Below are 24,914 nucleotides of genomic sequence, written 5' to 3'. Positions count from 1 at the left end.
GCCAGCAACAAGGCTCGACCAGCATGGATCTAGGGCCAGGCGTATACGCCTCGATTCAAGGCATCGCGAATCGCCGAGATCACCTTGGCCCCCCTCAAGGTGGCTCCGCTATAGCCATCGACGTCATCGACCATGCGTTCCGGCTCATAGAGTGCGAAGATTCGTGTGATCGGTTCACCTTCGAGGCGTTCGGCAATCTGGCGGTGCTGCGACATGACCGGATACAGCTCGTCACTCTCCTCGAGGGCCAGGTAATCCACGCCTCGATAGGTCAGATGTCGATATTCCAACGATTCAATGCGTCCATCACGCAGATCGAAGGTGATGTTGACCTGAATGCTGCCACGATCGGTGAAAACTCCACGATAGTGGCCATCCAGCGGCAGGCCCAGCAAGGCGCGGGCGAGGCGTTCGTCCTCGGCTGGCGAAAGATTCGCCTGCGCAGTGCCGATATTGCTGTAGGAATCGGTCACAGCAGGCGCCTCCGTGCTTGGCTCGACCGACTCGCCTTCCTCATCGACCAGACGGCCGATCAGATAGCGCTCCAACATCGCTTCGGCTCTGGGGCTGTGTGGCACCCCTGGGCGCTTGTTGTCCCAACCTTCGGTGGCCTCCCGGCCGCACCATTCGAGAAATATGGCCTCATCGGTGGGATGAGCGGGGAAGTAGTCGGTGAGGTCATAGACACGACCGTGGATAGCCTTCCAACAGCTATCGGCACTGTCGTGCTCGGCCAATTGCTCCAACGTTATCGGTTCGAGGTTCTCATTCCCGGCCGTGTCACGCTCGCTACTCGAGAGCGCGGTTATCGAAACCAAGGTGGCGAGACTGGCCACGAAGGCAATGAAGACGGAATAGGCGATCTTGTTCATAGGAAGTCGAAGACCTCGCTGTGGATACGTGAGGCGGGGATGCCCTGCCCGGCCAGCAGCCGCTGCAGGTGGGCGATCATGCCCGGTGGGCCGCAGAGATAGATTTCCCGCTCGGTGAAATCGGGACAGTGCTCGCGCAGAAAGGCCTCGGTGAATGGCCCACGGTCGCGGTAGTAATGCTGCGTATAGGTGAACTCCTCGCTCCGCTCGGCGATCTTGCAGAAGTCGTCATGGTAGTAGGCGCGATCCGGGCTGTTGGCCAGATAGAACAAATGGACATGCCCTTCTAAGCCAGCCTCACCGGTAAAACCGCGGGCACCTCCAGCGAAGGGAGTGATGCCGATGCCGCCGCCCAGCCAGAGCATGTTCCGCTGCGGGAAATGGCGCCCGAAGAACTCCCCATAGGGGCCTTCGATCAATACCCGTGTTTCCGGCACTACCGCCTGCAGGGCGTGGCTGGCATCGCCGAGGTCCTTGATGCCGATACGCAGCCGAGTGTCCGAAGGCGCCGAGGCAATGGTGTAGGGGTGCTCCTCGCCGCGTCCTGCGGCGAGCTGTTCATCCAGCGGAGTGAGATAGACGAACTGACCTACCTCGTGGCGAATGCCATCCCCCTCGGGGCGCAGCACCAGTTCCACCACGTCGCGGGCCAGCGGCACCACCTCCTCGATCCGGTAGGGGTGACGCCGTTGCGGTGCCATGCCCTTGCGCCAGCCAATGGCACCCAGCCCGGCGATGCCGAGCAGCCACCATGGCCAGGCCTCCCCGGCCAGCAGCAGTGCGTGCCAAAGCCCCAGCAGCAGCGCCGCCACCGAAACCAGGTGCAGACGCTTCCACCGCTGGTAATGGGGCTTGCCAAAGAACTCGAAGGTGGGGGCCAGAAACACGACCAGCGCCACCCAGGCCAGCCAGCCGAGCCATACTCCCCCATGGGAAAACGGTGGGAAAAGAGTCGCCACCGCGGCGGCAAGGGACGACGGCACTGCCGCCAGCCCCAGCGCCAGAACGTGCACCATGACCAGGATGAAAGCGGCGAAGCCAAGCCAGTGGTGCAGGCGCCAGAGCCTTGCCAGCCCGCCGAAGGGTCTGTCGAAGCCCGGCACACGGCAACTCACCACGCCGGCCAGAAGCATCATGGAAAGCCCCAGGATACCGGTCCCCCGGCCAACCCAGGTGAGCCACTGCTCGGGGGCTCCAGCGAGCCCACCCAAGCGCGGCAGCGCCACTGCCAGTGGTAGCAACAAGACCACGAGGAGGACGCTATCGCCCCATTTCAGCCCACGTCGCATCGCCCCTCCTCGCTCCCCGCCTGCTACTCATTGTTGCGAATCGGTCGGCACATACAATCTATGTGGCCGATTGTCACACCTCTCTTGACCTGGATCATGTCGATCAACCTTTCAGCGTCCACACTGACACTAGGAAACACCTGTTTACCCCATGATGCAGGAGTTCACATGGCGAGTCATGACAAGGCCACCGGCTCATGGTTGGTCCTCGGCCTGCCGATCGCCCTCGGACTGGCCTGGATCACCCAGGGCACCGGGGTGATCGGCAATGACCTCGAGCGCAACATCTGGATTCCCGATGAGCTGACCATGCCGCTGCGGGTACAGGCGGCCTACAACGACGAGCGGATCTTCTTCCGCTACCGCTGGCCCGCCGAGCACGCCCATGTCTATCACGACATGCTGCGCTACGAGGGGGGCAACTGGGTACGACACGGCGCGTCACGGGCCGGGCCAGACCCGGACGGCACCTATGAGGATCGGGTCACCATGCTGGTGGACGATGGTGGCGTACCGGACTTCGGCCGCTATGGTGGCTATATCACCGTCGGCGACCGGATGCGCTTCTTCACCGACTCGGCCTCACCGGCCGAGGTTACCGCCCATCCCCATCTCGGCGAGACGCTCGGTCTGACGGAGGTCCAGAAACACCTTCCGGAGACGCGCCATGACGCCGCCGACTGGCGCAGCGTGGTGGATGCCGAGACGCTCGCCGCCCAGCGTGAGGCCGGCTACTTCCTCGACCTCTGGCACTGGCGGGCCGGGCGCTCCAATCCCATCGGTGCCTCCGACGACCAGTGGGTCGGCGAGGACCGATTCGGAGATGCCGGCCAGGGCCCCTTCACCACCAACTGGGACGGCGCGACCAGCCAACCGCGGTGGATGTTCGATCCCGAGACCACCGGCACCCATGCGCTGCGCTGGGAGGACGTTCAGGCCGAGCAGATCGACTTCGACGGCCTCTATTATCTCTCCCGGGCCATGGCGGTCGAATTCGATCCCAACCATAGCTGGCAAGATGGCGATGTCATTCCCCGGCGCCTGCTCGACGAAGGGGAGGGCTCGCGCAGCGATATCAGCGTGCACGGCGATGCCCGCTGGGCAGACGGTCACTGGGACGTGACCCTGGTGCGTGACCTGGATACAGGCAGCCCACTGGACGACAAGGCCTTCCGCGAGCAGGGCATCTACGACATCGGCATCGCCGTACACCGCAACGCCACCGGCAGTCGCTGGCACTACGTCTCGCACCCACACTCGCTGGGGCTCGGCCGCCATGCCGACATCCAGGCCCAGCGCATCGACGGCGACGCCCCGGACTGGGGCGATGTCTGGTTCGAGATGACCCTGTTCTACCCGGGCCAGGTGGACTGGCCTCTACTGATCAGCCGCGCCCATGCCGGTGCCCCGGACATCGCCGCCGGCAAGCCGGTCCGGCCCCGTCACAGCGAGAGGCAACTGGCGCTCTATGGCGTGGAGATGGAGTTCAACGACACCATTACCCGCCAGTGGGGCCTGACCCTCTTCGCCGGACTGCTGGCCATGCTCGGCGTGACCCTCGCTCTACTGCCCACCTTTCGCCCGCACCGCCGAGGAGACCACTCATGACCGGTATGCACCATATGCTCGTTCATTTCCCGGAGGCGTTCTGGGCGCTGGCCACTCTGATGATCCTGGTCGGGGCCTGGATGCCCGGTCGCCTGGCCGAGCTCAGCCGCATCGCCCTGCTGCCGGTGCTGGTGCTCAGCCTGCTCGGCGCCCTGGCCGCCATCGTCAGCGGCCTGCTGGTCTGGCCGCTGGCGGCCAACCTGGCAAGCCCAATGGCCCGCAACCATCTCCTGATGGCGTTGTGGTCGCTGGGCCTCTATACCATGCTCACCGTGCTGGTATGGCGAGCCGGCGCAGCCGCCTTCGACGGGAGCCGGCGCTGGGTGCTGGTGATCCTGGCGCTGAGTGGTGGGCTGCTGTTCGCTACCACCGGTACCCTGGGGGGCCATCTGGCCGGCGCGACGACACGCTTCTCCGAATTGCTGCGCCTGACCGGCTGGGAGGTCTATACCACTTTCTACAGTCCCGGCTGGGTAGTGGCAGTGATGGCGATGATCGGCCTGGCCTGCGCCGTACTGGGGCATCGTCACAAGCGACCGTCCGGTGGCAGAGACGACTGATGGTGTCATGCCACTGTCTTTATTGGTTCATACCGATGAAACATACCGCCAGCAAGATCAGGCCTCGCCATTTTTTTCAGCACGAGGCAGATCATGAACCAGCTGCACAAACCCGGACACGTCGACCCGATCCTTGCCGCGGGCGATGAGCCGGCGAGCAACGCCTCCCGCAATGCCTATTTCGGCGATATCCTCGCGGCGCGCATGAGCCGCCGCACGCTGCTGCGCGGCAGCCTTGCCGCAGCAGTCGCCGGAGCCATGGCCACCAGTCTGCCCTTCGGCCGCGCTTTGGCCGCTGGCACCAGCGCTTCGGCGCCGAGCATCGGCTTCAAGGCGATTCCGGTCGGCATCGCCGACAGCGTAGTGGTACCGGAAGGCTACCGGGTGCAGACTTTCATTCCCTGGGGCACGCCGATCAGCGGCGGCATGCCGGCCTCGTCGCTTCAAGCCAGTGGCGAGGATCAAGCCCACCAGGTGGGCAGCCACCACGACGGCATGCACTTCTTTCCCATCGAGGGTAGCTCCCGCGACGGCCTGCTGGTGCTCAACCACGAATATGTAGAGCCGCGCTTCATGCACGCGGCAGCCCAGGGCCTGGCGCTCGACTCCGAGGGCTTCCCGCAACGCGAGGACGGCAGTCGGGACGACGACCAGGTACGCAAGGAGCTCAACGCCCACGGCGTTTCGGTAGTGCGGGTACGCCAGGGCGACGACGGTCAGTGGCAGGTGGTGGAGGATCGCCTCAACCGCCGTATCACCGGGCTCACGCCGATGCAGCTGGCCGGACCGGTGGCCGGCACCGAGCACGTGGTAACGAAGTACAGCCCTGACGGCAGCATGACCCGCGGCACGCTGAACAACTGCGCCCACGGCGTCACGCCGTGGAACACCTACCTGGCTGCCGAGGAGAACTGGTCGGGCTATTTCGCCAACGAGGATGCCGAAATTGATCGTCGTCAGTCGCGCTACGGCATCGAGCCCCGCGCCGAGGGCCGTTATCAGTGGCACAAGGCGGCAGACGGTGCCGACGAGTTCGTGCGCTTCGACGCCACCTCCCGCGGCACCTCGCCCAGCGAGGACTACCGCAACGAGCCCCACGCCTTCGGCTACATGGTGGAGATCGACCCCTTCGCCCCTGAGAGCACCCCGATCAAGCGCACCCACCTGGGCCGCTTCGCCCATGAAGGCGTGATCTTCGCTCCCGCTGTGGAGGGTCAGCCGGTCGTGTGCTATTCCGGCGACGACGCCCGCTTCGAGTACATCTACAAGTTCGTCTCGACGCGGCCCTATCAGGCCGCCAGCGCCGATGGCTCGCTGCTCGACGAGGGCACGCTCTACGTAGCCAGGTTCAACGAGGATGGCAGCGGCGAATGGCTGGCACTAGCGCCGGGCGCGAACGGCCTGACACCGGAGAACGGCTTCGCCGACCTGGCCGACATCCTGGTCAACACCCGCAGCGCCGCCGATCACGTCGGGGCGACCAAGATGGACCGCCCGGAGTGGGGCGCCGTGGATCCGGCCACCGGCCAGGTCTACTTCACCCTGACCAACAACACCCGCCGCAGCGAGGAACAGCGCGACGCTGCCAACCCCCGCGCCGAAAACCACTTCGGCCATATCATCCGCTGGCTGGAGGACGGCACCCATGCTGCCGAGCGGTTCGAGTGGGATATCTTCGTCCTGGCGGGCGACGGCGAGGGCAGCCGCGACCTGGCCGGCGAGCCGCTGGGCCAGGAGGCCATCTTCGCTGCGCCAGACGGCCTATGGATCGACCCCGACCGCCGGGTATGGATTCAGACCGACATCAGCGAATCGGTGATGAATACCGGCATTCATGAGGTATTCGGCAACAACCAGATGTTGGTGGCCAATCCTGAGACCGGCGAGATCCGCCGCTTCCTGACCGGCCCCATCGGCCAGGAGATCACCGGCGTGATCACCACGCCAGACCAGCGCACCATGTTCGTCAACGTGCAGCACCCGGGCGCCACCACCACGGCCGAGGCGTTCGCCGCGGGCGAGCTGGCCAGCCACTGGCCGCAAGGCGGCAGCGCCATTCCCCGCTCGGCCACTCTCGTCATCACGAGAGAAGACGGCGGCATCATCGGCGCCTGATGCGTGACTTGGAAAGCAGCGGGCCCCGCCAATGGAGGGGCCCGCTGATTTGTCCTGCGGCCTACCGATTCAGTTGCCCTGACGGAGCTGATCCTCGAAGCTGAAGCGCGCTTCCGGCGCCTCGGGCAGCAGCCCGGCGCAGACGCGCACCTTCTCCAGCAGCTCGCCATGGCTCGGCGCCAGCAGGTTGACGTGGGCGAGCTTGCGACCGGGCCGCTCGCTCTTGTCGTAGCGGTGCAGGTGGGCGTCACCGATGGAGAGTATCGCCGCCGGGTCGCCCTCCTGGCCGATTACGTTGACCATGCAGGTGGGTTGCCGCGCCGAGGTATCGCCCAGCGGCAGGCCCTGGATCGCACGCAGGTGGTTCTCGAACTGGCTGGTCACGGCACCGTCCATGGTCCAGTGCCCCGAGTTGTGCACCCGCGGCGCCATCTCGTTGGCCAGCAGCTTGCCGTCACGGGTCTGGAACAGCTCCAGGGTCAGCACGCCGACGTAGTCGAGCTCGTCGAGCAGGGCGCGGATATAGTCGTCGGCGGTCTGCTGCACCTCATCGGCGAGATCCGGCATCGGCGCCAGCGAGTAGCGCAGGATACCGTCGACGTGCAGGTTCTCGGCCATGGGGTAGAAAGCCACTTCGCCTTCACGTCCACGCACGGCGATGATCGACACTTCGCGCACGAAGTCAACGAACGCTTCGACGATCAGCCGGGGGTGATTGATGCTGCGCCAGGCCTCGGCGGCCTCGGTCGGGTTGCGCAGCACTGCCTGGCCCTTGCCGTCGTAGCCCTCGGTGACCGACTTGGCCACCACCGGTGTGCCCAGTTCACGGGCTGCCGCCTCGAGTTCCTCGGCGCTCTCCACCAGACGGTAGGCCGGGGTCGGGATGCCCAGACGATCGAACAGCGCCTTCTCCTCGGCGCGGTTCTGGCAGATGCGAATCGCCTCGCTCGAGGGATAGACCGGCTTGACCTCCTCGATGGCCTGCACCAGCGCTACGGGCAAGTGCTCGAACTCGTAGGTCACCAGGTCGACCTTGGCCAGGAAGTCGTCGAGCAGATGGTGTTGATCTGTGTAGACCATGACATCACCGATCCCGGCGCTGGGGTGGCCGGTGGTGTCGAGGAAGGTGAAGCGGTTGGCCAGCGGGTAGCCGGCCAGGGCCAGCATGCGGCCGAGCTGGCCGGCCCCGAGTACGCCGATGTTCATGTCGATTTCTCCTCTCGCTGGCTCATTGCTCTGGCTCACTCGGCCTCGGGACGAGGATCGGGGTTGTCGAGCACCGTCTGGGTCTGCTCGGCGCGGAAGGCCTCGACAGCGGCCCGTACCTGGGCATCCTGCAGGCCGACGATCTGCGCCGCCAGCAGGCCGGCATTGGTGGCTCCTGCCTTGCCGATGGCCAGCGTCCCCACGGCGATGCCGCCCGGCATCTGCACGATGGAAAGCAGCGAATCGAGCCCCTTCAGCGCTTTGGATTCCACTGGTACGCCGAGCACCGGCAACGCCGTTTGCGACGCTACCATGCCCGGCAGGTGGGCGGCACCACCGGCACCGGCGACGATAACCTGCAGGCCGCGCTCGGCAGCGGACTTGGCATAGTCGAACAGCAGGTCCGGCGTGCGGTGTGCCGAGACCACGCGGGTCTCGTAGGCGACGCCAAGGCGTTCGAGCATCGCCACGGCGTGCTCCATGACCGGCCAGTCGGACTTCGATCCCATGATCACGCCTACGCGTGGCTGCTCGTTGGACTGCATGTGCGGCTCCCGGAAATGGCGCTGAGAATTCGAAGGGCAGGTATTCTAACGGCGCCCACAGGCGCCGTCATCTTGACCAGCTGGGCAGGCGGTCGCTTCCTCACCAAAGCGACCGCTGCATTCAGGCCGATCCGACACCGGCAACCTTGGCCTCGCGACGGCTGACCAGCCAGTTGCCGCCAAGCGCCAGGATCATCACAGCCACGCCGGCTATCTCCAGCATCAGGTTGGGATAGAAGGCAGCGGCAATCGCCGGTAGCAGCACCAGCCGTACCGGCCAGGACATCCTGGTGAAGAGGTAGCCTTCCAGGGCTGCTGCGAAGGCTCCCAGGGCCAATAGCCCGATGAATCCCGTCCACACCAGAACCGGTATCGGTCCTCCCATGATGATCTCGGGGTTGAAGACCATGAACACCGGAATCAGATAGAGCCCTTTGGCGAACTTCCAAGCCTGCACCCCGGTCGCCATCGGCTTGGAGCCAGCGATCGCCGCCCCGGCAAAACCGGCTAACGCTATCGGCGGAGTGACGTTGGAATCCTGGGAGTACCAGAACACCACCAGGTGAGCGATCAGCAGCGGAATGCCGAACTCGGCGGTCAAGGCCGGGCCCACCAGCACGATCAGTACGATGTAGCTGGCGGTAACGGGCAAGCCCATGCCCAGGATCAGGCTGGCCAGCAGCACCATCACCAGCGCCAACACGATGTTGCCGCCGGAAAAGGCCATCATCATGGCCGAGAATTTGAGACCCAGGCCGGTCAGGCCGACCACGCCGACGATGATACCGGCCACGGCACAGGCCATGGAGACTGCCACCGCGTTACGCGCGCCGAGCTCCAGGCCTTCGATCAGCTTGACGATGCCTGCCCATACCACGCGCCCCGTACTGGCCAGGGTAACCGATTGGCCCTGGCGCGGCGCCACGAACAGGAACCAGATCGCATAGCGCAGCGCAGCCACGGCCACCATGGTCACCACCGCATAGAAACCCACACGCATCGGCGACATGTGCATTGCCAGCAGCCATACCAGCACCGCCAACGGCAGCAGGAAGTGCCAGCCCTCGCGCATTACGTCGCGCATCTGTGGCAGCTCACTGCGCGGCAGGCCCTGCATGCCCTGCTTGAGGGCAATGATGTGCACGAACAGATAGACGGTGGAGAAGTACATGATCGCCGGCAGTATGCTGACCTTGACCACGTCCAGGTAGGGCGTGTTGGTGTATTCGGCGATCAGGAAGGCACCGGCGCCCATCAGCGGCGGCATGATCTGGCCACCGGTGGAGGCGGCGGCCTCGATGCCCCCGGCCTGGTGCGGCTTGTAGCCCAGACGCTTCATCAGCGGAATGGTGAAGGCACCGGTAGTCACCACGTTGGCGATGGCGCTGCCCGAGATCGAGCCCATTCCAGCGGAAGCGATCACTGCCGCCTTGGCCGGGCCGCCGCGCTGGCGGCCGGTGGCGGCGTAGGCCATGTCGATGAAGAACTTGCCGGCACCGGTGCTTTCGAGGAAGGCACCGAACAGCACGAAGACGAAGATGTAGGTTGCCGCCACACCCAGCGGCAGGCCGAAGATACCCTCCTGACCGAGATAGAGCTGGCCGGCCACCCGGTCCAGGCCATAGCCGCGGTGATTGAGGATGCCGGGCAGCCATTCGCCCAGCCAGGGCAGCTCGCCACGCGGCCCGGCGAAGGCGTAGACGATCGCCAGCACGCCGATGATGGTCATGCCTATGCCCACCGCCCGCCGGCTCGCCTCCAGCACAGTGACGGTGGCAATGATCGCAACCCAGATGTCGGTCTGGGTCCAGAAACCGGCGCGGGTGACGATCTCGTCGAGATAGAGCACCAGGTAGCCACCGGTGATCACGGCACCGGCAAGGAAAAGCGCATCGATAAGCCAGCCCAGCACACCGCGCTTACGGTGGGGGCCGAACACCGGAAAGATAAGGAACGCCAGCATCATGATCAGCATCAGGTGGATGCTGCGCTGGTAGAACAGGCCCAGCGGCTGTATGCCCGCCGAATAGAGCTGGAACAGTGACAAGCCGACGGCGACCAGAGTGATCAACCACAGGATCGGTCGGGGCTGAATGGCATTGCCACCGGGTACGATGACAGGAGGATTGACAGATTCGCTCATGCGCGCCTCTCAGGGGGTGGAGTCCGGGGTGCGCAGGTGGATCGTCACCCGCTCGCCGGCCGCCCTTTCACTCAGGCTGGTCCGACGACCCTCATGCAGCAGTCTATGATCAACCTTGTCGGAGCCGACCCGCAATCGATAGCGGTTGCCGGGCACCGGTTCGTCGATGTCCTCGATCCAGTAGCCGCCCTGCCCGTCCGAGACTTGGCGCCCACGGCCCGGCACATGGCCCAGCCCGGCAGCAAAATCGGGCTGGTGGCTACGCTCCAGTACCATCTTCCCTTGGATGTGGCGATAGCAATCCTGCACGCGAATGCCGGTCACGGAGTGGTTCCACTCCAGGCACCAGCGCTCGCCTTCCGGCATGGGCAGCGCGACCAGCAGTTGGCCTTCGTCGTCGAGAACTTCCAGGCTCGACGCATCGGCCCAGACATTGGCACAGCACAGGGCCAGCACGCAGAAAGTCGCCGGCCCAAAGGCACGGCGACTTCTGCGCAGGTCCACGGCAAACATCATGAATGCCTGATACGGAGGACCTTACGGACGCTGATGGTCGGCCACTTCGGTGCCAACTTCTTCATAGTAACGAAGCGCGCCCTCGTGGAACGGCACCGGCGTGGAATCGATGCTGAACTCGATGGTGGTATCGTTGGCCGCCGGATGTACTGCGATCAGCTCGTCGGTATTCTCGAACAGCAGCTTGGTCAATTGGTAGGCCAGCTCTTCGTCCATTTCGGCATTGACGACCAGCACGTTGGGAATACTGATGGTCTGCACCGCCTCGTCCATGCCGTCGTACATACCGGCACGCAGCTCGTAGGAAGCGAAGACGGGCTCCTCCTCCTGGGCATTGGCGATTTCCTCGTCACTGAGGCCGATCAGGCGAATGTCGCGGGTGGCCGCCAGGTTGAGAATCGAGCTGGTGGGCGGGCCCACGCTCCAGAAGCCGGCATCGATGTCACCATCGCGGATGGCATCGGCGGTCTCGTTGAAGTTCAGGCGCTGAGGACGAATGTCATCATAAGTGATGCCGTTGGCCTCCAGCAGGGCACGAGCGTTGAGCTCGGTGCCGCTGCCCGGGGCGCCGACGGAAACGCGCTTGCCACGCAGGTCTTCGAGCGACTGGATATCCGAGTCGGCCAGGACGACGAGCTGCACCGCATTCGGATAAATGGAAGCCAAGGCGCGGGTGTCCTCGATCTGGCGGCCTTCGAAGTCGCCGGTGCCGTTGTAGGCCTGGTAGGCGGTATCGGCCAGTACCAGTGCCAGGTCGGCGTCGCCGCGCATGATCAGGCCCATGTTCTCCACAGAAGCGCCGGTGACTTCCGCCGTCGCGCTGGCTCCCTCGATGTGCCTGTTGATCATCTCGGCAAGGCCACCACCGATCGGGTAATACACGCCGCCGGTACCACCAGTGGCGATGGAAAGCTGCTGGGCGACAGCCAACGGGGCCGTGGCCATCAGCGAAGCGGCTGCGACATATTTGAGAGCGCGCATGTGTCTCCTCCGTCCTGAAACCGGATTGTTCGTGTTGTATGAAGTAGGTCTAGCGTACCGGGACGCTCCCGGCCACCACAAAGAAGCTAGCATGCCCTGGCATCGAGGGGCTAATCACCAGTTTCTACGTTATTGTAAATTTTCGGAATTCCACCAAGGTCGGTTCAGCCCGGCAGGCCGTCGGGACACGCAGTGAGCAGTGCGTCAGGCGCGGCGCGGTGGCGACTTTGCGCGGGCGACTCTGACCGCCCTGAGCCGCTGCACGCAGCGTCGGGCAGCGGCTGTCACGGGGTCACGAAAAAGTCGTCAAACGGTACTGGCAAAATCGATGAAATGCCCCCATGATGTGGATGTCGCAATCGCCCACTGGAGTATCATGAGTACGGCACGACACACCACCAGCGCGGAACTCCTCGACCCCCCGCGAAGTTGCCCTGGCCTCGATGTCAGGGACCTGGAAAAGCGCACACGTCTGATGCGCATCGTCACAAGGCTGATCGCCGTATCCGACCTCGGATGCCGCGAGATAGCACGCAGAGCCGGGCTACCGGCGCAGAAGATCAGCGATCTGCTGGCTGGCCGCCTCGAACACCTCTCGCTCGATGAACTACGGCTCGTCTACCACACGGTCGACCCGGATGGCGCGCTCAACTACTAGCCGACGCCGGCGATGACATGCCGCTACGGCCAAATCCGAAACGCCTCGCCACTGTGCGAGGCGTTTTTTATATCGGGTTCAGGCCCGCTGCCGTAGAAAGCCAAACGCAACCGACCGCAACCGTTGCTCATTCCCGCGGCAGATCGGTCATCGCCCCGCTGGAAGCCGAGCTCACCGTGCGGGCGTACTTGGCCAGTACACCGCGGGTATAGCGCGGCTCAGGCTGTCGCCACGCATCGCGTCGGCGAGCCAGCTGTGCATCGTCGACGTGCAGTTCGATGGTATCCGCCTCGGCGTCGATGGTAATGGGGTCGCCATCCTGCACCAGTGCCAGCGGACCACCGTCGAAGGCCTCCGGCGAGACATGCCCCACCACGAAGCCATGGCTACCGCCGGAGAAGCGGCCATCGGTGATCAGCGCCACCGAATCGCCTAACCCGCGCCCCATGATCGCCGAGGTAGGGGTGAGCATTTCGCGCATGCCGGGGCCGCCTTTGGGGCCTTCATAGCGGATCACCACTACGTCACCGGCGACCACCGTACCGTCGTTGATGCGCGCCTGAGCCTCCTCCTCGGAGCCGAACACCCGCGCACTGCCGGAAAAGCGTGTGCCCTCCTTGCCGGTAATCTTGGCTACCGCCCCCTCGGGGGCCAGGTTGCCGTAGAGGATGCGCAGGTGGCTCTCCTTCTTCAGCGGAGCCTCCAGCGGCGCAATGATGGTCTGCCCCTTAGGGTACGGTGCCACCCCGACCAGGTTCTCGGCCAGGGTCTGCCCCGTTACCGTCAGGCAGTCGCCGTGAAGCATGCCGGCATCGAGCAGTGTCTTCATCAGCGGCTGAATCCCTCCGATCTCGACCAGTTCGCTCATCATGTAGCGACCACTGGGGCGCAGGTCGGCAAGCACCGGCACCCGCCGGCCGATCTCGGTGAAGTCGCCGAGCGAAAGCGGCACACCCACGGTGCTGGCCATGGCCACCAAGTGTAGCACCGCATTGGTGGAGCCACCCAAGGCGATCACCACGGTGATGGCATTCTCGAAGGCCTCGCGGGTCATGATGTCGGAGGGCTTGATATCGCGCTCGAGCAGCTTGAGCACCGCGGCCCCGGCTGCCTCGCAGTCTTCACGCTTGGCCTGGGAGATGGCGTTCTGGGCCGAACTGCCTGGCAGGCTCATGCCCAGAGCTTCGATGGCCGACGCCATGGTATTGGCGGTATACATGCCGCCGCAGGAGCCCGGGCCGGGAATCGCCGTCTCCTCGATCTGCTTGAGCTCGATCAGATCCATATCGCCGCGGCTGTGTGCCCCCATAGCCTCGAACACCGAGACGATATCGGTATGGTTGGCGCCGGGCTGAATGGTGCCGCCATAGACGAACACGCTGGGCCGATTCAGCCGCGCCAGGCCCATCACGCAGCCCGGCATGTTCTTGTCGCAGCCACCGATGGCCACCAGGCCGTCGAAGCCCTCGCAGCCGGCCACGGTCTCGATGGAGTCGGCGATCACCTCCCGCGAAACCAGCGAGTACTTCATGCCCTCGGTGCCGTTGGCGATGCCGTCGGAGATGGTGATGGTATTGAAGATGACACCCTTGCCGCCGGCTCCATCGGCACCATCGCGGGCGCGCTCGGCAAGCTCATTGATATGGCTGTTGCAGGGGGTGACCATGCTCCAGGTCGAGGCGATACCCACCTGGGGCTTGCGGAAATCTTCATCGGAAAAGCCCACCGCGCGCAGCATGGCGCGGCTGGCCGACTTGCCGACGCCATCTACCACCGAGCCGGAGTGGCGGCGGCGTGGGTCCGGGGTATCGCTCATAGGGACGGTCTCCGTTTGGGTTACGCACCCCCTGAGGTTGGCCGTTACGCAGTCTCCTGGCAAATACTCAGGCCGCGCGCAGCGTGGCACGCGGCCTGAGCCAGGCGATCATCAGGCTCACCAGCGTCGAGGCGGCCAGCGCGCCGAGGAACGGCGGCAGCGTAGGTATGCTGCCCGGAAAGCTTGCCGCCAGCACCCCGGCCGCGAGGCTGCCTTGGGCGACCCAGCCAGGCAGGATCGCGCCGAGCAGACCCGCCACGCCACCCGCCACCGCAGCCAGCGGCGTCATGCGCCGCCACAGGCCGAGTAGCACCGGCACCACGATGGCGGCACACAGCAGGTCGGCGATCAGAAACAGGCGCAGCACCGAGAGCCCCTGCAGCGCCACGACCACCACCGGTATCATCAGTGCTACGGTAACCAACCGCGCCGCGCCAATGGAGAGCCCGCGCTTGCCCGAGCCCGCCACTGCCAGCGAGGCAATGCCGTTCTGCAGCGTATCGACACTGGAAGCGACCAGAGTGACCGCCAGCACCAGCGCCGGCAGTGCCAGCCAGCCCGGCGCCTCGGCCAGCAGCGCAAAGAAGGGGATCGGCGGCTCGCCAAGGGCCACGCCGCTCATCGCCGCCAGCATGCCGAGTCCACCCACCAGCGTCACCACCGCCACAGTGGTCGCTCCGCCCAGCCAGGCACCTCGATTGAGGGCACGGTCGTCTCGCGCCGCCCATACCCTCTGCCAGTAACCCTGGTGGAAAAGGTTGGCGGCCGTGACCGCAATGATCAGCGTCAGCGCCACACCCAGCGCACTGCCGACGGGAATCGCAGGCAGCGCCGCCTCGACGGGCATTTCGGGCAGTCGCGCAAGCGCCACGCCACCCACCACCAGCAGCAAGCCGATCAGCAGCCACGCCTGCCAGCGGTCGGTGGCCAGGCTCGCCCGCAGGCCGCCGATGGCAGTGTAGAGCAGCGTAGTCACCGCCACACCGATCACTACCAGCGCCGGCGGCACGTCGGAGAGCAGCGCGGTGATCGCGCCGATGGCGGTCAGCTCGGCGGCCAGGAAGCAGGCCATATAGAGGATCGATACCAGCGATACCCAGCGGCGCACGCCGGCCCCGTAGCACGTCTCGGCAAATTCACCGATGCTGCGCCCCTCTGGCAGGTGACGGCGAATCGCCGGGCCGTAGAGCCCCAGCACAATGAACGGCAGCGCCGAGCCGATGGCGTAACCTGCCAGAGCCACGGGACCGACGAAGGCACCGATCTCCGGCGGCGCAAAGAGAATCCACGCACCCATCCCCGAGGCCAGGAAGGACAGCCCCAAGGTCGAGGCCGATTGCGAGTTGCGTGCGGTTACATAGTCGTCGAGTGGGCCATCGGCCCAGCGGGCGCGCAAACCCAGGAAAGCAAAGCACAAAAGCGCCGCGCCGAGTACGGCTGACGTCAGGTAGGGCATGTCGCACTTCCTCCGCCGGTATGAACCGGATCAGGTTCCAGGGTCAGCGTCATTGCGCCCTCTCAGCCTCGTCGCAGCGAGACTCCCCTGGCGACAGGGAATGAATTGTCGTGGCCAACCTCAAGCTGGCCGCCTTCCGGCCGATATGACCTCGAGCCACTGGAATGATATAACAATGAAAAAGCCAGAACGAGGATGCTCACAGCCTCACGCGCGATGGCCGGCGTTCTCGAAGACTTCTTTCCCCCGCAGGGACCTCAGCATGTCATTCAACGAAGCCAAGGAACACGCCCCCGGGCATCTGCACCAGATCTTTGCCGATCCCTACTCCGCTTTCGACAATCTGTCAGCCGAGCGCCAGTTGCACCTGCGGGTCGCCTTGCAAGCGCTGGTTGGCAAGCCGTTGGCGAATGGCCGGCTGACACTGCGGGTCATCCATGGCTGGGAAAATGGCGGATTCGAGCCTGCCGACCTGGTGCATAGCGATTACCGTATCGCATCGCTCGACGACCTGGCCCGGGTCAGCGCCGACCATCAGAGAGCCATCGACAGTGCCGCCCCGCTGCCGCGCGACAATGCTTCGTTGCTGGCCCAGCCGCTGGCCGATGCCATCTCCGCCGCCGAGGCCAAGGGACAGGTACTCGATGAGGAGACATGCACCATCCCCGCGCGCTGGCCCGCCTTCGACCGCGGCCTCACGCTCTACACCTTCTTCAAGGTCTATCACCGCCTTACCTACGGCGAGGACGAAAGCTACCGCTCGATCCAGTGCGAAACCGCAGAGGGCAGTCGTGAGATCCACGAATTCCACCTTGAGGAAGGCGAGTTCGCCGTGGTCCGTCCAACTAACGATGCCACCGGCGACAGCGTGCTGGTGCTGCATGTCAGCCAGTTGGAGCCGGTGCGAATGCTGCTGGAAGCCTGCCGCTCCTGAGCGAAATCCAAACCACCTGCCCGGTCACTTCTTCTCCCGCGGCACCCTCCCCATCAGGTAGAACTCCGGATTGGGCGGCGTGCCGGTAAGGGTGACCAGGCGGTTGGAAAGGCCGAAGAAGGCGGTGATGGCGCCGATGTCCCAGACGTCGTCGTGGGTGAAGCCAACCTCGGTGAGGCGGGTTTGCCACTCGTCGGTGAGTTCGCCTACGTCCAGGCCGCAGTGCAGGGCGAAGTCGAGCATCACCCGGTGACGCTCGCTGATCGGCGCGGTGCGGTGGTTGATGGCCACCTGATCGGCCAGCAGCGGGTCCTTGCTGTAGATGCGTACCAGCGCGCCGTGGGCCACCACGCAGTAGAGGCAGCGGTTGCGGGCGCTGGTGGCGACCACGATCATCTCCTTCTCCGCCTTTGTCAGCGTATCGGACTCCCGCTCCATCAGGGCGTCGTGGTAGGCGAAGAAGGCGCGGAACTCCTCGGGGCGATGCGCCAGCATCAGAAAGACGTTGGGCACGAAGCCAGCCTTCTCCTGCACGGCCAGGATGGCCTCGCGAATATCCTCGGGCAGGTCGTCGATCGATTCGGGCACGGGGAAGCGGCTGAGCGGGGCTGGCATGGCGGTCTCCTTAAGCGTTGTCGTTCCTGTTACATCACAGTTAACGTCAACGTCAAGCCACTGTCCATGCGACCTGTGTCACCGCTCCGGCAACAGGCTGCACGTCACCACGCGGTTACGGTCGGTCGCCTTGGCTTCATACATGGCCTTATCGGCCAGATGGTAGAGAGACTGGACATCACGCACCGCCTCGCATCCCTGGCAGGCCACCAGACCGAAGGAAGCCGTGATCACGCCATGCCGGGAAGTCTCATGCGGGATTCCCAATCCTTGCAATGCCTCCCGATATCGCTCCAGCAACTGCTTGCCGGCCTGGAGTGAGTCGACCTCCAGCAACAAGCCGAACTCCTCGCCGCCCAGACGGAACAGCCGGTCGCCGGCACGCCTGAAGTGGTCCTGAAGTAGCGTTGCCACCCGCATCAGCACATCGTCGCCAGCCTGATGGCCATACCTGTCGTTGTAGAGCTTGAAGTCATCGATATCCATCACGGCGAACAGCAGGGGCTGTCCGTTGCGGCGCCGACGCTGCAGCTCTTGATCCACCAGTTCCTGGAACTGCCGCCGGTTCAACAGACCGGTGAGCGGGTCGGTTCGTGCCAGGATCGTGAGCTGCCGGTTGACCCTTTCCAACTCGCGAGTGCGCTGCTGCACCTGCTCTTCCAGACGCTCGTTGAGGGAAAGCTGCAGCTCCAGGGTGGCACGCTCGGCGGCGAGCTTCTCGTTCTTGAATTGATTGATCTTCCAGGCCAGCCCCAAGGAGAGCAGCAGGAACTCTATTCCCGAGCCGACCTGTACGGCGTACTCGGTAACGACGTTGTAGGACAGGACGCCTGCCACCCGCAGGAAGTACAGCGCGACGCCCACCAGCAGCACGCCCCACGCCACCAGATAGATCCTGGCCAGCGTATCGCCCCACAGGCTGCGCCAGACCGCCACGCCGAGCAGCAGGCAAGAGAGCACGATGGCGGCAGGGATCATCAAGCGGAACACCAAGGCGTAATGGCCCAGTATCGCCGGTAGCGAACTCAGGAGACACAGCCCGGCCACCGCAAGAAGCACCCGGGTGAACCACGGAGCGTGCTGTTGCAGATTCAGGAAGCTGGCGCTGAAAACAGCGAGCATTACACCGAATAAGCCGATGTTGATCGGCACCATCTGATTGTTGAATGTCGGCAGTGTCGGCCACCAGTACTGGAACGCAAAGCCTCGCGCCGTGAACATCAGGATGAAGAAGGCCCCGAGGTAAAACACGTAGAGCAGCAGGGAGCGCTCGCGGGTAGCGAGGTAAAGCAGCAGGTTGTAGATCAGCAGCGCCAGCAATGCTCCGAAATAGATGCTGAAGGCCATCAGCTCGCGCTGGGCCTTGGCCAGGAAAGCGGCATCGCTCATGAGGTAGAGAGGCGTGGCGTCATACAGCCCGTCATGAGTGTCCAGCCGCAGAAAGATCTCTCGCGACCCGCCGGGCGGAATATAGACCGGTAGCACGAAGGTACGGTGGGCAATCGGGCGAGAAGCGAAGTCCCGGCGATTGCCGGTTTGCCATTGGTTGACGACCTCGCCCTGTTCGTCAACCACATAGGCATCAAGGTAGTCGTGCAGCGGCATGGCCAGCTCCAGCAGCCTGCGCACCTCACTACTGGAGCCGTTTTCGACCCGCAGCCGTAGCCACCAGGCAGAGTTGGAGAAGCTGAAATTCAGGGTCTCCTGCCGCGACGCCTGCCACCCCAGGGTGTCATCCCCACTCAGCAGCTGCTCGATATCGAACTCACGATCGACATCTTCCAGCAGTTGGACATGCGGCCCAAGGTTCAGCTCCCCTGTACGAGTGCCAACCTCGACAGCGGCCTGGGCGTTTAACGAGGTGATACACAACAACGCCAGCAACCAGCGGGTAAACCCGAGCACCGTCACAGGGAGGGAAGGCATACAGCAAGATACCTTGTCACGTTGGCTCCGGAGTCAGGTTCCGATATCAAGGCTACTTTAGCACTTTTATGTAATTAACCGTCAGCTCCTGTAAACGCAAGCGACCCCACCGACAACGGCGGGGTCGCACTTGGTTGGTGGTATCCAGTTGCACCAAGGATGGTCAAGCCACCGGTCGCAAACAGCACCCAACAAGTCGCAAACGGGTCGCCGCAGAAGAAGAAAAATAAGAGATGTTAGATAACTAACAATAACCGGAGTCTCCCAGATGTCCGTATCAACCCTCGTCTCAGCAATCCGCCATACCCATTCCCGGCTTGCATTATCCAGCCTTGGACTTGCCCTGTGCCTGGGCATCACCGCCTCCGCCCAGGCGGCCACACGCATGGATTTTTCCAACGAATACAACGCCAACTCCATTCACGCACAGGGCGATGCTTATTTCATCGAGCAGGTTCGAGAGCTCACCAATGGCGAGATCGACATAACCTTGCATACCGGTGGTGCATTGGGCTTTCAGTCTGGCGACCACTTCTACGCCGTTGCCGACAATGCCGTGCAAATCGCCGATACCCTCTCGGGCACCATGAGCGGCATCGACGCCCTCTTCCTGCTCTCCTCATTGCCGTTTCTGGTAGAGGGAGTCGATGAAGCACGGCGACTGTACGAGATCGCACGCCCCCACTACGCCGAAGTGTTCGAGGAAAACGATCAAATTCTGCTCTATGCCTCTCCCTGGCCAGCCAGCGGCATCTGGTCACGTGATGCCATCACTTCCAGCGAAAGCCTTCGGAACCTGAAGATTCGCACCTTCGACCGCAACGGCACCGAAACCCTGCGAAATGCAGGAGCGAGCCCCGTCAGCCTCTCCTGGGCCGATGTGGTTCCTCAACTGGCTACAGGGGGCATCACCGCTGTACTCACCTCAGCCGAGGCCGGCGCCAACGCCAGCTTCTGGGAACATCAACAACACTTCAGCGGTATCCAGTACGCCATTCCACTGAATATGGTGCACATGAACCGCAGTGCCTTCGAGTCGCTCCCGGGTGATCAGCAAGAGGCACTGCTCGAAGCTGCTCGCCGTACGGACGAACACAACTGGCAAGCAGTACGCGAACGCACACAAAGCAACTACGCCACGCTCGACGAGCACGGCGTTACCATCCACGACCCAATCTCCGCCGACTTCCAGCAGGCTCTAGCGGATGCCGCAGGCCCGGTCGTCAGTGGCTGGCAAGAGACCATGGGTGAGCGTGGCAAAGCCATCCTCGACGCCTTCCATAACGGGGAAACCCCGTGATCCGTTGGCTAGCCACCCTGTCGCGAGGCTTGAACCGCCTCGCGGCAGGGGTCGCAATCCTGTTGATCCTGTACATGTTCGTGCACATCATCCTCGAGATCGTGCTTCGTCTGTTTGGATATTCGACATTTATCCTCGATGAATACATCGGCTATGCCGTTGCCGCCATGACCTTTCTCGGCCTGCCCTATGTCCTGGAGAAGAACGGGCTGATCCGAGTCGCACTGGTTCTCGACCAACTACCGAAGAAGTGGCACTGGCCATTGGAGTTGTTGATCGCCACGATCAGCTTTGGGGCCTTTAGCTGGCTATCCCTGTTCTGGTGGAAGAACGTAGTTCGCAGCTACCAGCGCGGCATCACGAGCGACACCTTGGCCGAAACGCCGTTATGGATTCCTGAAGGGGCTGTACTGCTCGGCCTATGGCTGTTGTGCTTCACGCTGGTGGTCCGCAGTCTGCTACTCGTCACCGAGCGCTCGCGCCATACCCATCCGATACAACAAGACTGAGGATCATCGACAATGGACATGGTATGGATCGCCATTGGCGTGGCGGCACTACTGCTTATTGTGCTGGCGATTGGAACCTGGGTCTTCGCTGCCTTGGTGATCACCGCCATGGGGTCACTGTGGTGGCTGGGGGATTTCGACCTCGAGCGGATCGGCCTGATCTTCTCGCGGATCCTCTACCGCGCCGGCAACAGTTGGGAGCTGTCTGCGATTCCACTCTTCATCCTGATGGGCGAACTGATCTTTCGCTCCAACGTCTCCGAGCGGCTGTTCAAGGGTCTGACACCACTCACTCGCCCCCTCCCTGGCGGCATCCTGCATACCAACGTATTCGGCTGCGCACTGTTCGCCGCCGTGAGCGGTTCGAGTGCCGCCACCACAGCCACCATCGGTAAAATCACTACCCACGAACTCGCCAACCGCGGCTACGACCGCAATCTGTCGATCGGTTCTTTGGCTGGCGCGGGCAGTTTGGGGTTGTTGATCCCCCCCTCCATCGTGATGATCGTCTATGGCGTACAGGCAGAGGTCTCGATCAGCAAGTTGTTCATGGCCGGCGTGATACCAGGCCTGCTGATCGCCCTGCTATATAGCGGCTTCATCATCGTGCGCAGCATGCTGCAACCGCACCTCGCTCCGCGGCAGGTGAAAAGCGAAATCGGAATCTGGCAGGCAATCACATTGCTGACCCCGGTGCTGGCCTTGATCACCATCGTCATGGGTTCGATCTATTCGGGCATCGCCACTCCATCGGAAGCCGCTGCTGTAGGTGTAGCCGCCACTATGGGGCTGCTCATCCTGGAGCGTCAGCTCACACTCCCGCTGCTGCTTGATGCCCTCAAAGGCACCCTTATCAGTGCTACCATGGTATGCAGTCTGCTGGTCACTGCAATGCTGCTCTCAACCGCAATGGGCTACCTGCACCTGCCTCGGGAACTGGCAGCTTGGATTGCCGCACAGCAATTCTCGCCGATGGCCTTGCTCATGGCATTGGCAGTGTTCTACATCGTGCTGGGGCTCTTTCTGGATGGAATCTCGATTACCGTGATGAGCCTTCCCATCACCCTGCCAATTGTCATTATGGCGGGCTTCGACCCACTGTGGTTCGGTATCTTTCTGGTGATCATGGTGGAATTGGGGCAAATTACCCCACCCGTTGGCTTCAACCTGTTCGTGCTCCAAGGAATGACCGGTGAAAGCATTGGCAAGGTCGCCTGGGCCTCGGTCCCCTTCTTCCTGCTGATGTGCCTGGCCGCCGCGTTTATCAGTATATGGCCCAACCTTGCCTTATGGCTCCCCGCCGTACTTACCGGCTGAAAAACTGACACCGCTGCACGGTTAGCCGTGCAGCGGTGTCCTGTAAGCCAACACAGCATCACACTGAAGCCCTGTCTGCCCCCTGAAACGTCTTGCGAAACCGTCCAGCTGAGATATCGAACAACTGATGAAAACAGCGGCGGAAGTGAGAAATGCTGACAAAGCCTGTGGCAACGGCGATCTCCGCAATGGGCTTGTTGGTTTGCTGGAGAAGCTGCCGGGCTTGAGTCAAGCGTAGCTCCAGATAAAACCGCGAAGGGCTGGCATCTACGTGATGACAGAATAATCGTTCAAGCTGACGCCTTGAAATTCCCACGCATTCGGCGATTTCAGCCACGGACAATGGTTCCTCGATATTGTTTCGCATCAACTGGAGTGCGGTTTTCAGAGATTCCGGCAAAGTGGGATCTCGGTCAATGGAGACATTGATGATTTCCGACATCTTGTCGCAACTCAGCACTTCCTCGATGGCAGTGGCGAACTCCTCACCACAGTCGTTCCTGACAACTTCGAGCATCATGTTCAATGAACTGCTGGCACCTGCACAGCTTACACGATCGCGATCGAGCACATAGCTACGGTTGGAAATCGTCACGTTCGGAAATTCTTCCATCATCATCGCCCGACCATCAGGGTGATAAGCGCACTCGTAGCCATCCAGCAACCCGGCCTCGGCAAGGAAATAGGCACCATTCCATAAACTGCCAAGCACCACTCCTGCTTTGCTTGCGACTCGCAGCTTTGTGCGCATGGCAAGACTGGCACGTGGTTGCACGCGCAAACCGCCGCACAGGATGAGAATATCCAACTGATGCTCATCAAGCTGGGACAACTGGCAATCGACAGCAATATCGATACCAAGATCGGAAAGCACCGTATCGCTCCCATTGCCTACAACAAGCACTTCATAAGCAGTGGATGGCCGCATCAGATTAGCAGTCACAAGCGCATCGACAGCCCCAGTAAAAGCCATCATCGAGAAATGTTCCACCAACAGAAACGCGACGCGCTTCACCTGTGAAGCTGGCAGAAAGGGAGCTTCATTCTCTATATAAGCCATATTCTTGTTTTTTAGATAACTTGTGAAGTGAGCCACCATTACTACCCCCTTTTACTTGCACAAAGGCGAAGTGGACTTACCAGGCCTATCATCAATCCAATTGAAGCATCACCTCCATATGTCAATTCGAACTCTCCACATTCTCCATAGTGCTGCAGTTTCAAATTTCAGGCAAGCGGATTCCCCGAACCCGAATCTAAACATACGTATGAAAACTCCGAACGAAGCGCCAAACTCATCGTTAGTTACGAATATTCCAATTAATTACCGAATCCACCATGTCGTCACTCTTCGAATGCTAATTTTACTGAAGCCCTTATGTCGCCAACAGGCACTTCAATGTCGCAAACACCCCTCCTGGCTGCAAAACTCTAAGCAATATGAAACATCCCACCGTCTGTTCTACGAGGCATCAGATGAAAAATTACAATAGAAAAAAACTATCATTCATCATGATCATGCTTGGGTCACTGGCAGCTGCAGGAAATGCACAAGCAGCATCTATTTCACTGAAATTCCATAGCGGACTCGCGCAATCGCGCCCTGAAGCCGAACATATAGAGAGATTTGCCGAACTGGTCGAAGAGAAATCAGGGGGAGAACTTAAAATAGAAGTCTATCATGCAGGCGCCCTTGGTCTTAAGGAAGCCGACATATTACGAACCCTTCAACGTGGCATGGTGGACATGGCTCTTCTTTATGGCGAGTACTACACACGTGATGCGCCCGCGCTCGCATCAGTTTATGCCCAAGGTGCCATTACAGAAGCGGAGCAGCACCTTGACATACTTCCAATTATAAAAGAATATATGACGATGGTTTTGAAAAGTGGGGCATCCACACTGTTGGCGGTGTAGTCGCCCCAATCTTCGATGTTGGCCTGCATTGCAAGGACCCAATCCACTCTCTCAGTGACCTGCAGGGCAAGAAGGTACGTGTCTGGTCACGGCATTTGGTGGATACATTCGATGCGCTGGGCATATCCGCCCAAGTGATACCCCAAAATGATATGTACATGGCACTGCAGACGGGAGTCGTGGACTGCGCTTATTATCTTTCCACAGTAGCCAAAACGGTCTCTCTACAGGAAGTCACGGAGTACGAATCCTACTTGCATCCTTGGGCCGCCGCGCCTTGGATTTTCGGTATCAGTGAAAGGACTCTGGGGCGTCTCAATGACACTCAACGCCAAGCTCTAGAAGAGGCTGGTCAAGAGATCTGGGTAACGACACGCGAGCTCGCCGTCGATCCTGAGCGCGAAGCGCTAGCACGGGCGGAACGTGAATCACTGGGCATTACCATTCTCCCCGCCTTCTCCGAGGAGGATGTCAACACCTTCGTCACAGCGGCCTGGAGCACTTGGAAAACCATGGCCGAGAGTGCGGGGGAGGAAGGAGTCCACTATTACAACACCGTCACCCAGGCGCTTTCCGAATAGCAATGCAAAAGGAGTCGGCAGTAATAGCCGGCTCCTTCTTTTTTTGGGGT

At 62.2% G+C, this 24,914-nt stretch carries 22 protein-coding genes and 1 riboswitch; of the genes, 10 read left to right on the top strand and 12 right to left on the bottom strand.

Features of this window, described 5'->3' with window-relative positions; genetic code table 11:
• Nucleotides 1–29 precede the first annotated feature (29 nt).
• Both SPH52_RS15515 and SPH52_RS15510 read right to left on the bottom strand, forming a co-directional pair.
• Nucleotides 30–872: a cytochrome b5 domain-containing protein gene (locus tag SPH52_RS15515; RefSeq protein ID WP_411795945.1), complete on the bottom strand. Its 843-nt coding sequence runs from the start codon at nucleotides 870–872 to the stop codon at nucleotides 30–32.
• On the bottom strand, nucleotides 869–2,161 hold the full coding sequence (locus SPH52_RS15510) for a ferric reductase-like transmembrane domain-containing protein (protein ID WP_411795944.1): 1,293 nt from the start codon (nucleotides 2,159–2,161) through the stop codon (nucleotides 869–871). The genes SPH52_RS15515 and SPH52_RS15510 overlap by 4 nt, the downstream gene beginning before the upstream one ends.
• Before the next feature lie 168 nt (nucleotides 2,162–2,329).
• Here SPH52_RS15510 and SPH52_RS15505 point away from each other — a divergent pair, with 168 nt between their 5' ends.
• From SPH52_RS15505 to SPH52_RS15495, 3 genes are all read left to right on the top strand, one after another.
• Nucleotides 2,330–3,769 (top strand): ethylbenzene dehydrogenase-related protein, encoded by a 1,440-nt coding sequence (locus tag SPH52_RS15505; RefSeq protein WP_411795943.1) that lies wholly within the window; start codon nucleotides 2,330–2,332, stop codon nucleotides 3,767–3,769.
• The gene (locus SPH52_RS15500; RefSeq protein ID WP_411795942.1) at nucleotides 3,766–4,329 is read left to right on the top strand and encodes a hypothetical protein; all 564 of its coding nucleotides are present in this window, start codon (nucleotides 3,766–3,768) and stop codon (nucleotides 4,327–4,329) included. The genes SPH52_RS15505 and SPH52_RS15500 overlap by 4 nt, the downstream gene beginning before the upstream one ends.
• Nucleotides 4,330–4,422: 93 nt before the next feature.
• The gene (locus SPH52_RS15495) at nucleotides 4,423–6,444 is read left to right on the top strand and encodes a PhoX family protein (protein WP_411795941.1); all 2,022 of its coding nucleotides are present in this window, start codon (nucleotides 4,423–4,425) and stop codon (nucleotides 6,442–6,444) included.
• Nucleotides 6,445–6,513: 69 nt separating this feature from the next.
• Here SPH52_RS15495 and SPH52_RS15490 read toward each other — a convergent pair whose 3' ends face one another.
• The 5 genes from SPH52_RS15490 to SPH52_RS15470 all read right to left on the bottom strand — a co-directional run bounded on the left by SPH52_RS15490 (nucleotide 6,514) and on the right by SPH52_RS15470 (nucleotide 11,835).
• The gene (locus SPH52_RS15490) at nucleotides 6,514–7,650 is read right to left on the bottom strand and encodes a 5-(carboxyamino)imidazole ribonucleotide synthase (protein WP_411795940.1); all 1,137 of its coding nucleotides are present in this window, start codon (nucleotides 7,648–7,650) and stop codon (nucleotides 6,514–6,516) included.
• A 35-nt stretch (nucleotides 7,651–7,685) separates the two neighbouring features.
• A complete protein-coding gene (gene purE / locus SPH52_RS15485) occupies nucleotides 7,686–8,195 on the bottom strand; it encodes a 5-(carboxyamino)imidazole ribonucleotide mutase (RefSeq protein ID WP_411795939.1) in 510 nt (169 codons plus the stop codon).
• Between the two features lie 121 nt (nucleotides 8,196–8,316).
• The gene (locus SPH52_RS15480; protein WP_411795938.1) at nucleotides 8,317–10,338 is read right to left on the bottom strand and encodes a TRAP transporter permease; all 2,022 of its coding nucleotides are present in this window, start codon (nucleotides 10,336–10,338) and stop codon (nucleotides 8,317–8,319) included.
• A gap of 9 nt (nucleotides 10,339–10,347) precedes the next feature.
• Complete coding sequence (locus SPH52_RS15475; protein ID WP_411795937.1) at nucleotides 10,348–10,842, bottom strand: DUF1850 domain-containing protein; 495 nt, start codon at nucleotides 10,840–10,842, stop codon at nucleotides 10,348–10,350.
• Nucleotides 10,843–10,875: 33 nt separating this feature from the next.
• A complete protein-coding gene (locus SPH52_RS15470) occupies nucleotides 10,876–11,835 on the bottom strand; it encodes a TAXI family TRAP transporter solute-binding subunit (protein WP_411795936.1) in 960 nt (319 codons plus the stop codon).
• A 376-nt stretch (nucleotides 11,836–12,211) separates the two neighbouring features.
• Here SPH52_RS15470 and SPH52_RS15465 point away from each other — a divergent pair, with 376 nt between their 5' ends.
• The gene (locus SPH52_RS15465; protein ID WP_411795935.1) at nucleotides 12,212–12,493 is read left to right on the top strand and encodes an XRE family transcriptional regulator; all 282 of its coding nucleotides are present in this window, start codon (nucleotides 12,212–12,214) and stop codon (nucleotides 12,491–12,493) included.
• A gap of 127 nt (nucleotides 12,494–12,620) precedes the next feature.
• On the opposite strand, the gene ilvD is transcribed toward SPH52_RS15465, so the two are convergent.
• A complete protein-coding gene (ilvD, locus tag SPH52_RS15460; protein WP_411795934.1) occupies nucleotides 12,621–14,309 on the bottom strand; it encodes a dihydroxy-acid dehydratase in 1,689 nt (562 codons plus the stop codon).
• Between the two features lie 67 nt (nucleotides 14,310–14,376).
• Nucleotides 14,377–15,765: a sodium:solute symporter family transporter gene (locus SPH52_RS15455; RefSeq protein WP_411795933.1), complete on the bottom strand. Its 1,389-nt coding sequence runs from the start codon at nucleotides 15,763–15,765 to the stop codon at nucleotides 14,377–14,379.
• A riboswitch (TPP riboswitch) is annotated at nucleotides 15,755–15,864 on the bottom strand. Its footprint overlaps the gene before it by 11 nt.
• Nucleotides 15,865–16,027: 163 nt before the next feature.
• Here SPH52_RS15455 and SPH52_RS15450 point away from each other — a divergent pair.
• Nucleotides 16,028–16,699, top strand: coding sequence for a hypothetical protein (locus tag SPH52_RS15450; protein ID WP_411795932.1), 672 nt, complete (start codon nucleotides 16,028–16,030; stop codon nucleotides 16,697–16,699).
• A 24-nt stretch (nucleotides 16,700–16,723) separates the two neighbouring features.
• On the opposite strand, the gene SPH52_RS15445 is transcribed toward SPH52_RS15450, so the two are convergent.
• On the bottom strand, nucleotides 16,724–17,314 hold the full coding sequence (locus SPH52_RS15445) for a peroxidase-related enzyme (protein ID WP_411795931.1): 591 nt from the start codon (nucleotides 17,312–17,314) through the stop codon (nucleotides 16,724–16,726).
• Nucleotides 17,315–17,392: 78 nt separating this feature from the next.
• The gene (locus tag SPH52_RS15440) at nucleotides 17,393–19,240 is read right to left on the bottom strand and encodes a diguanylate cyclase domain-containing protein (RefSeq protein ID WP_411795930.1); all 1,848 of its coding nucleotides are present in this window, start codon (nucleotides 19,238–19,240) and stop codon (nucleotides 17,393–17,395) included.
• Nucleotides 19,241–19,508: 268 nt separating this feature from the next.
• Here SPH52_RS15440 and SPH52_RS15435 point away from each other — a divergent pair, with 268 nt between their 5' ends.
• From SPH52_RS15435 to SPH52_RS15425, 3 genes are read left to right on the top strand one after another with little or no spacing between them, the layout of a single operon-like run.
• Entirely contained in the window at nucleotides 19,509–20,540 is a 1,032-nt protein-coding gene (locus SPH52_RS15435) for a TRAP transporter substrate-binding protein (protein WP_411795929.1), read from the top strand.
• Nucleotides 20,537–21,049, top strand: a complete 513-nt coding sequence (locus SPH52_RS15430; protein ID WP_411795928.1) for a TRAP transporter small permease — start codon at nucleotides 20,537–20,539, stop codon at nucleotides 21,047–21,049. The genes SPH52_RS15435 and SPH52_RS15430 overlap by 4 nt, the downstream gene beginning before the upstream one ends.
• A 12-nt stretch (nucleotides 21,050–21,061) precedes the next feature.
• Entirely contained in the window at nucleotides 21,062–22,366 is a 1,305-nt protein-coding gene (locus SPH52_RS15425; protein WP_411795927.1) for a TRAP transporter large permease, read from the top strand.
• Nucleotides 22,367–22,424: 58 nt separating this feature from the next.
• Here SPH52_RS15425 and SPH52_RS15420 read toward each other — a convergent pair whose 3' ends face one another.
• Nucleotides 22,425–23,465 carry a GlxA family transcriptional regulator gene (locus tag SPH52_RS15420; RefSeq protein WP_411795925.1) on the bottom strand — a complete coding sequence of 347 codons (1,041 nt, stop codon included), beginning with the start codon at nucleotides 23,463–23,465 and terminating at the stop codon, nucleotides 22,425–22,427.
• Nucleotides 23,466–23,842: 377 nt separating this feature from the next.
• Between SPH52_RS15420 and SPH52_RS15415 the strand changes: the two genes are divergently transcribed.
• Nucleotides 23,843–24,283 (top strand): hypothetical protein, encoded by a 441-nt coding sequence (locus SPH52_RS15415; protein WP_411795924.1) that lies wholly within the window; start codon nucleotides 23,843–23,845, stop codon nucleotides 24,281–24,283.
• Nucleotides 24,232–24,864 carry a TRAP transporter substrate-binding protein DctP gene (gene dctP / locus SPH52_RS15410; protein WP_411796061.1) on the top strand — a complete coding sequence of 211 codons (633 nt, stop codon included), beginning with the start codon at nucleotides 24,232–24,234 and terminating at the stop codon, nucleotides 24,862–24,864. The genes SPH52_RS15415 and dctP overlap by 52 nt, the downstream gene beginning before the upstream one ends.
• Nucleotides 24,865–24,914: the final 50 nt, after the last annotated feature.

The organism is Halomonas sp. A29, from assembly GCF_046723295.1.
Lineage (GTDB): Bacteria > Pseudomonadota > Gammaproteobacteria > Pseudomonadales > Halomonadaceae > Halomonas.
The sequence above is the reverse complement of the archived record's forward strand: the minus strand, read 5'-3'. Positions and strand labels throughout refer to the sequence as shown.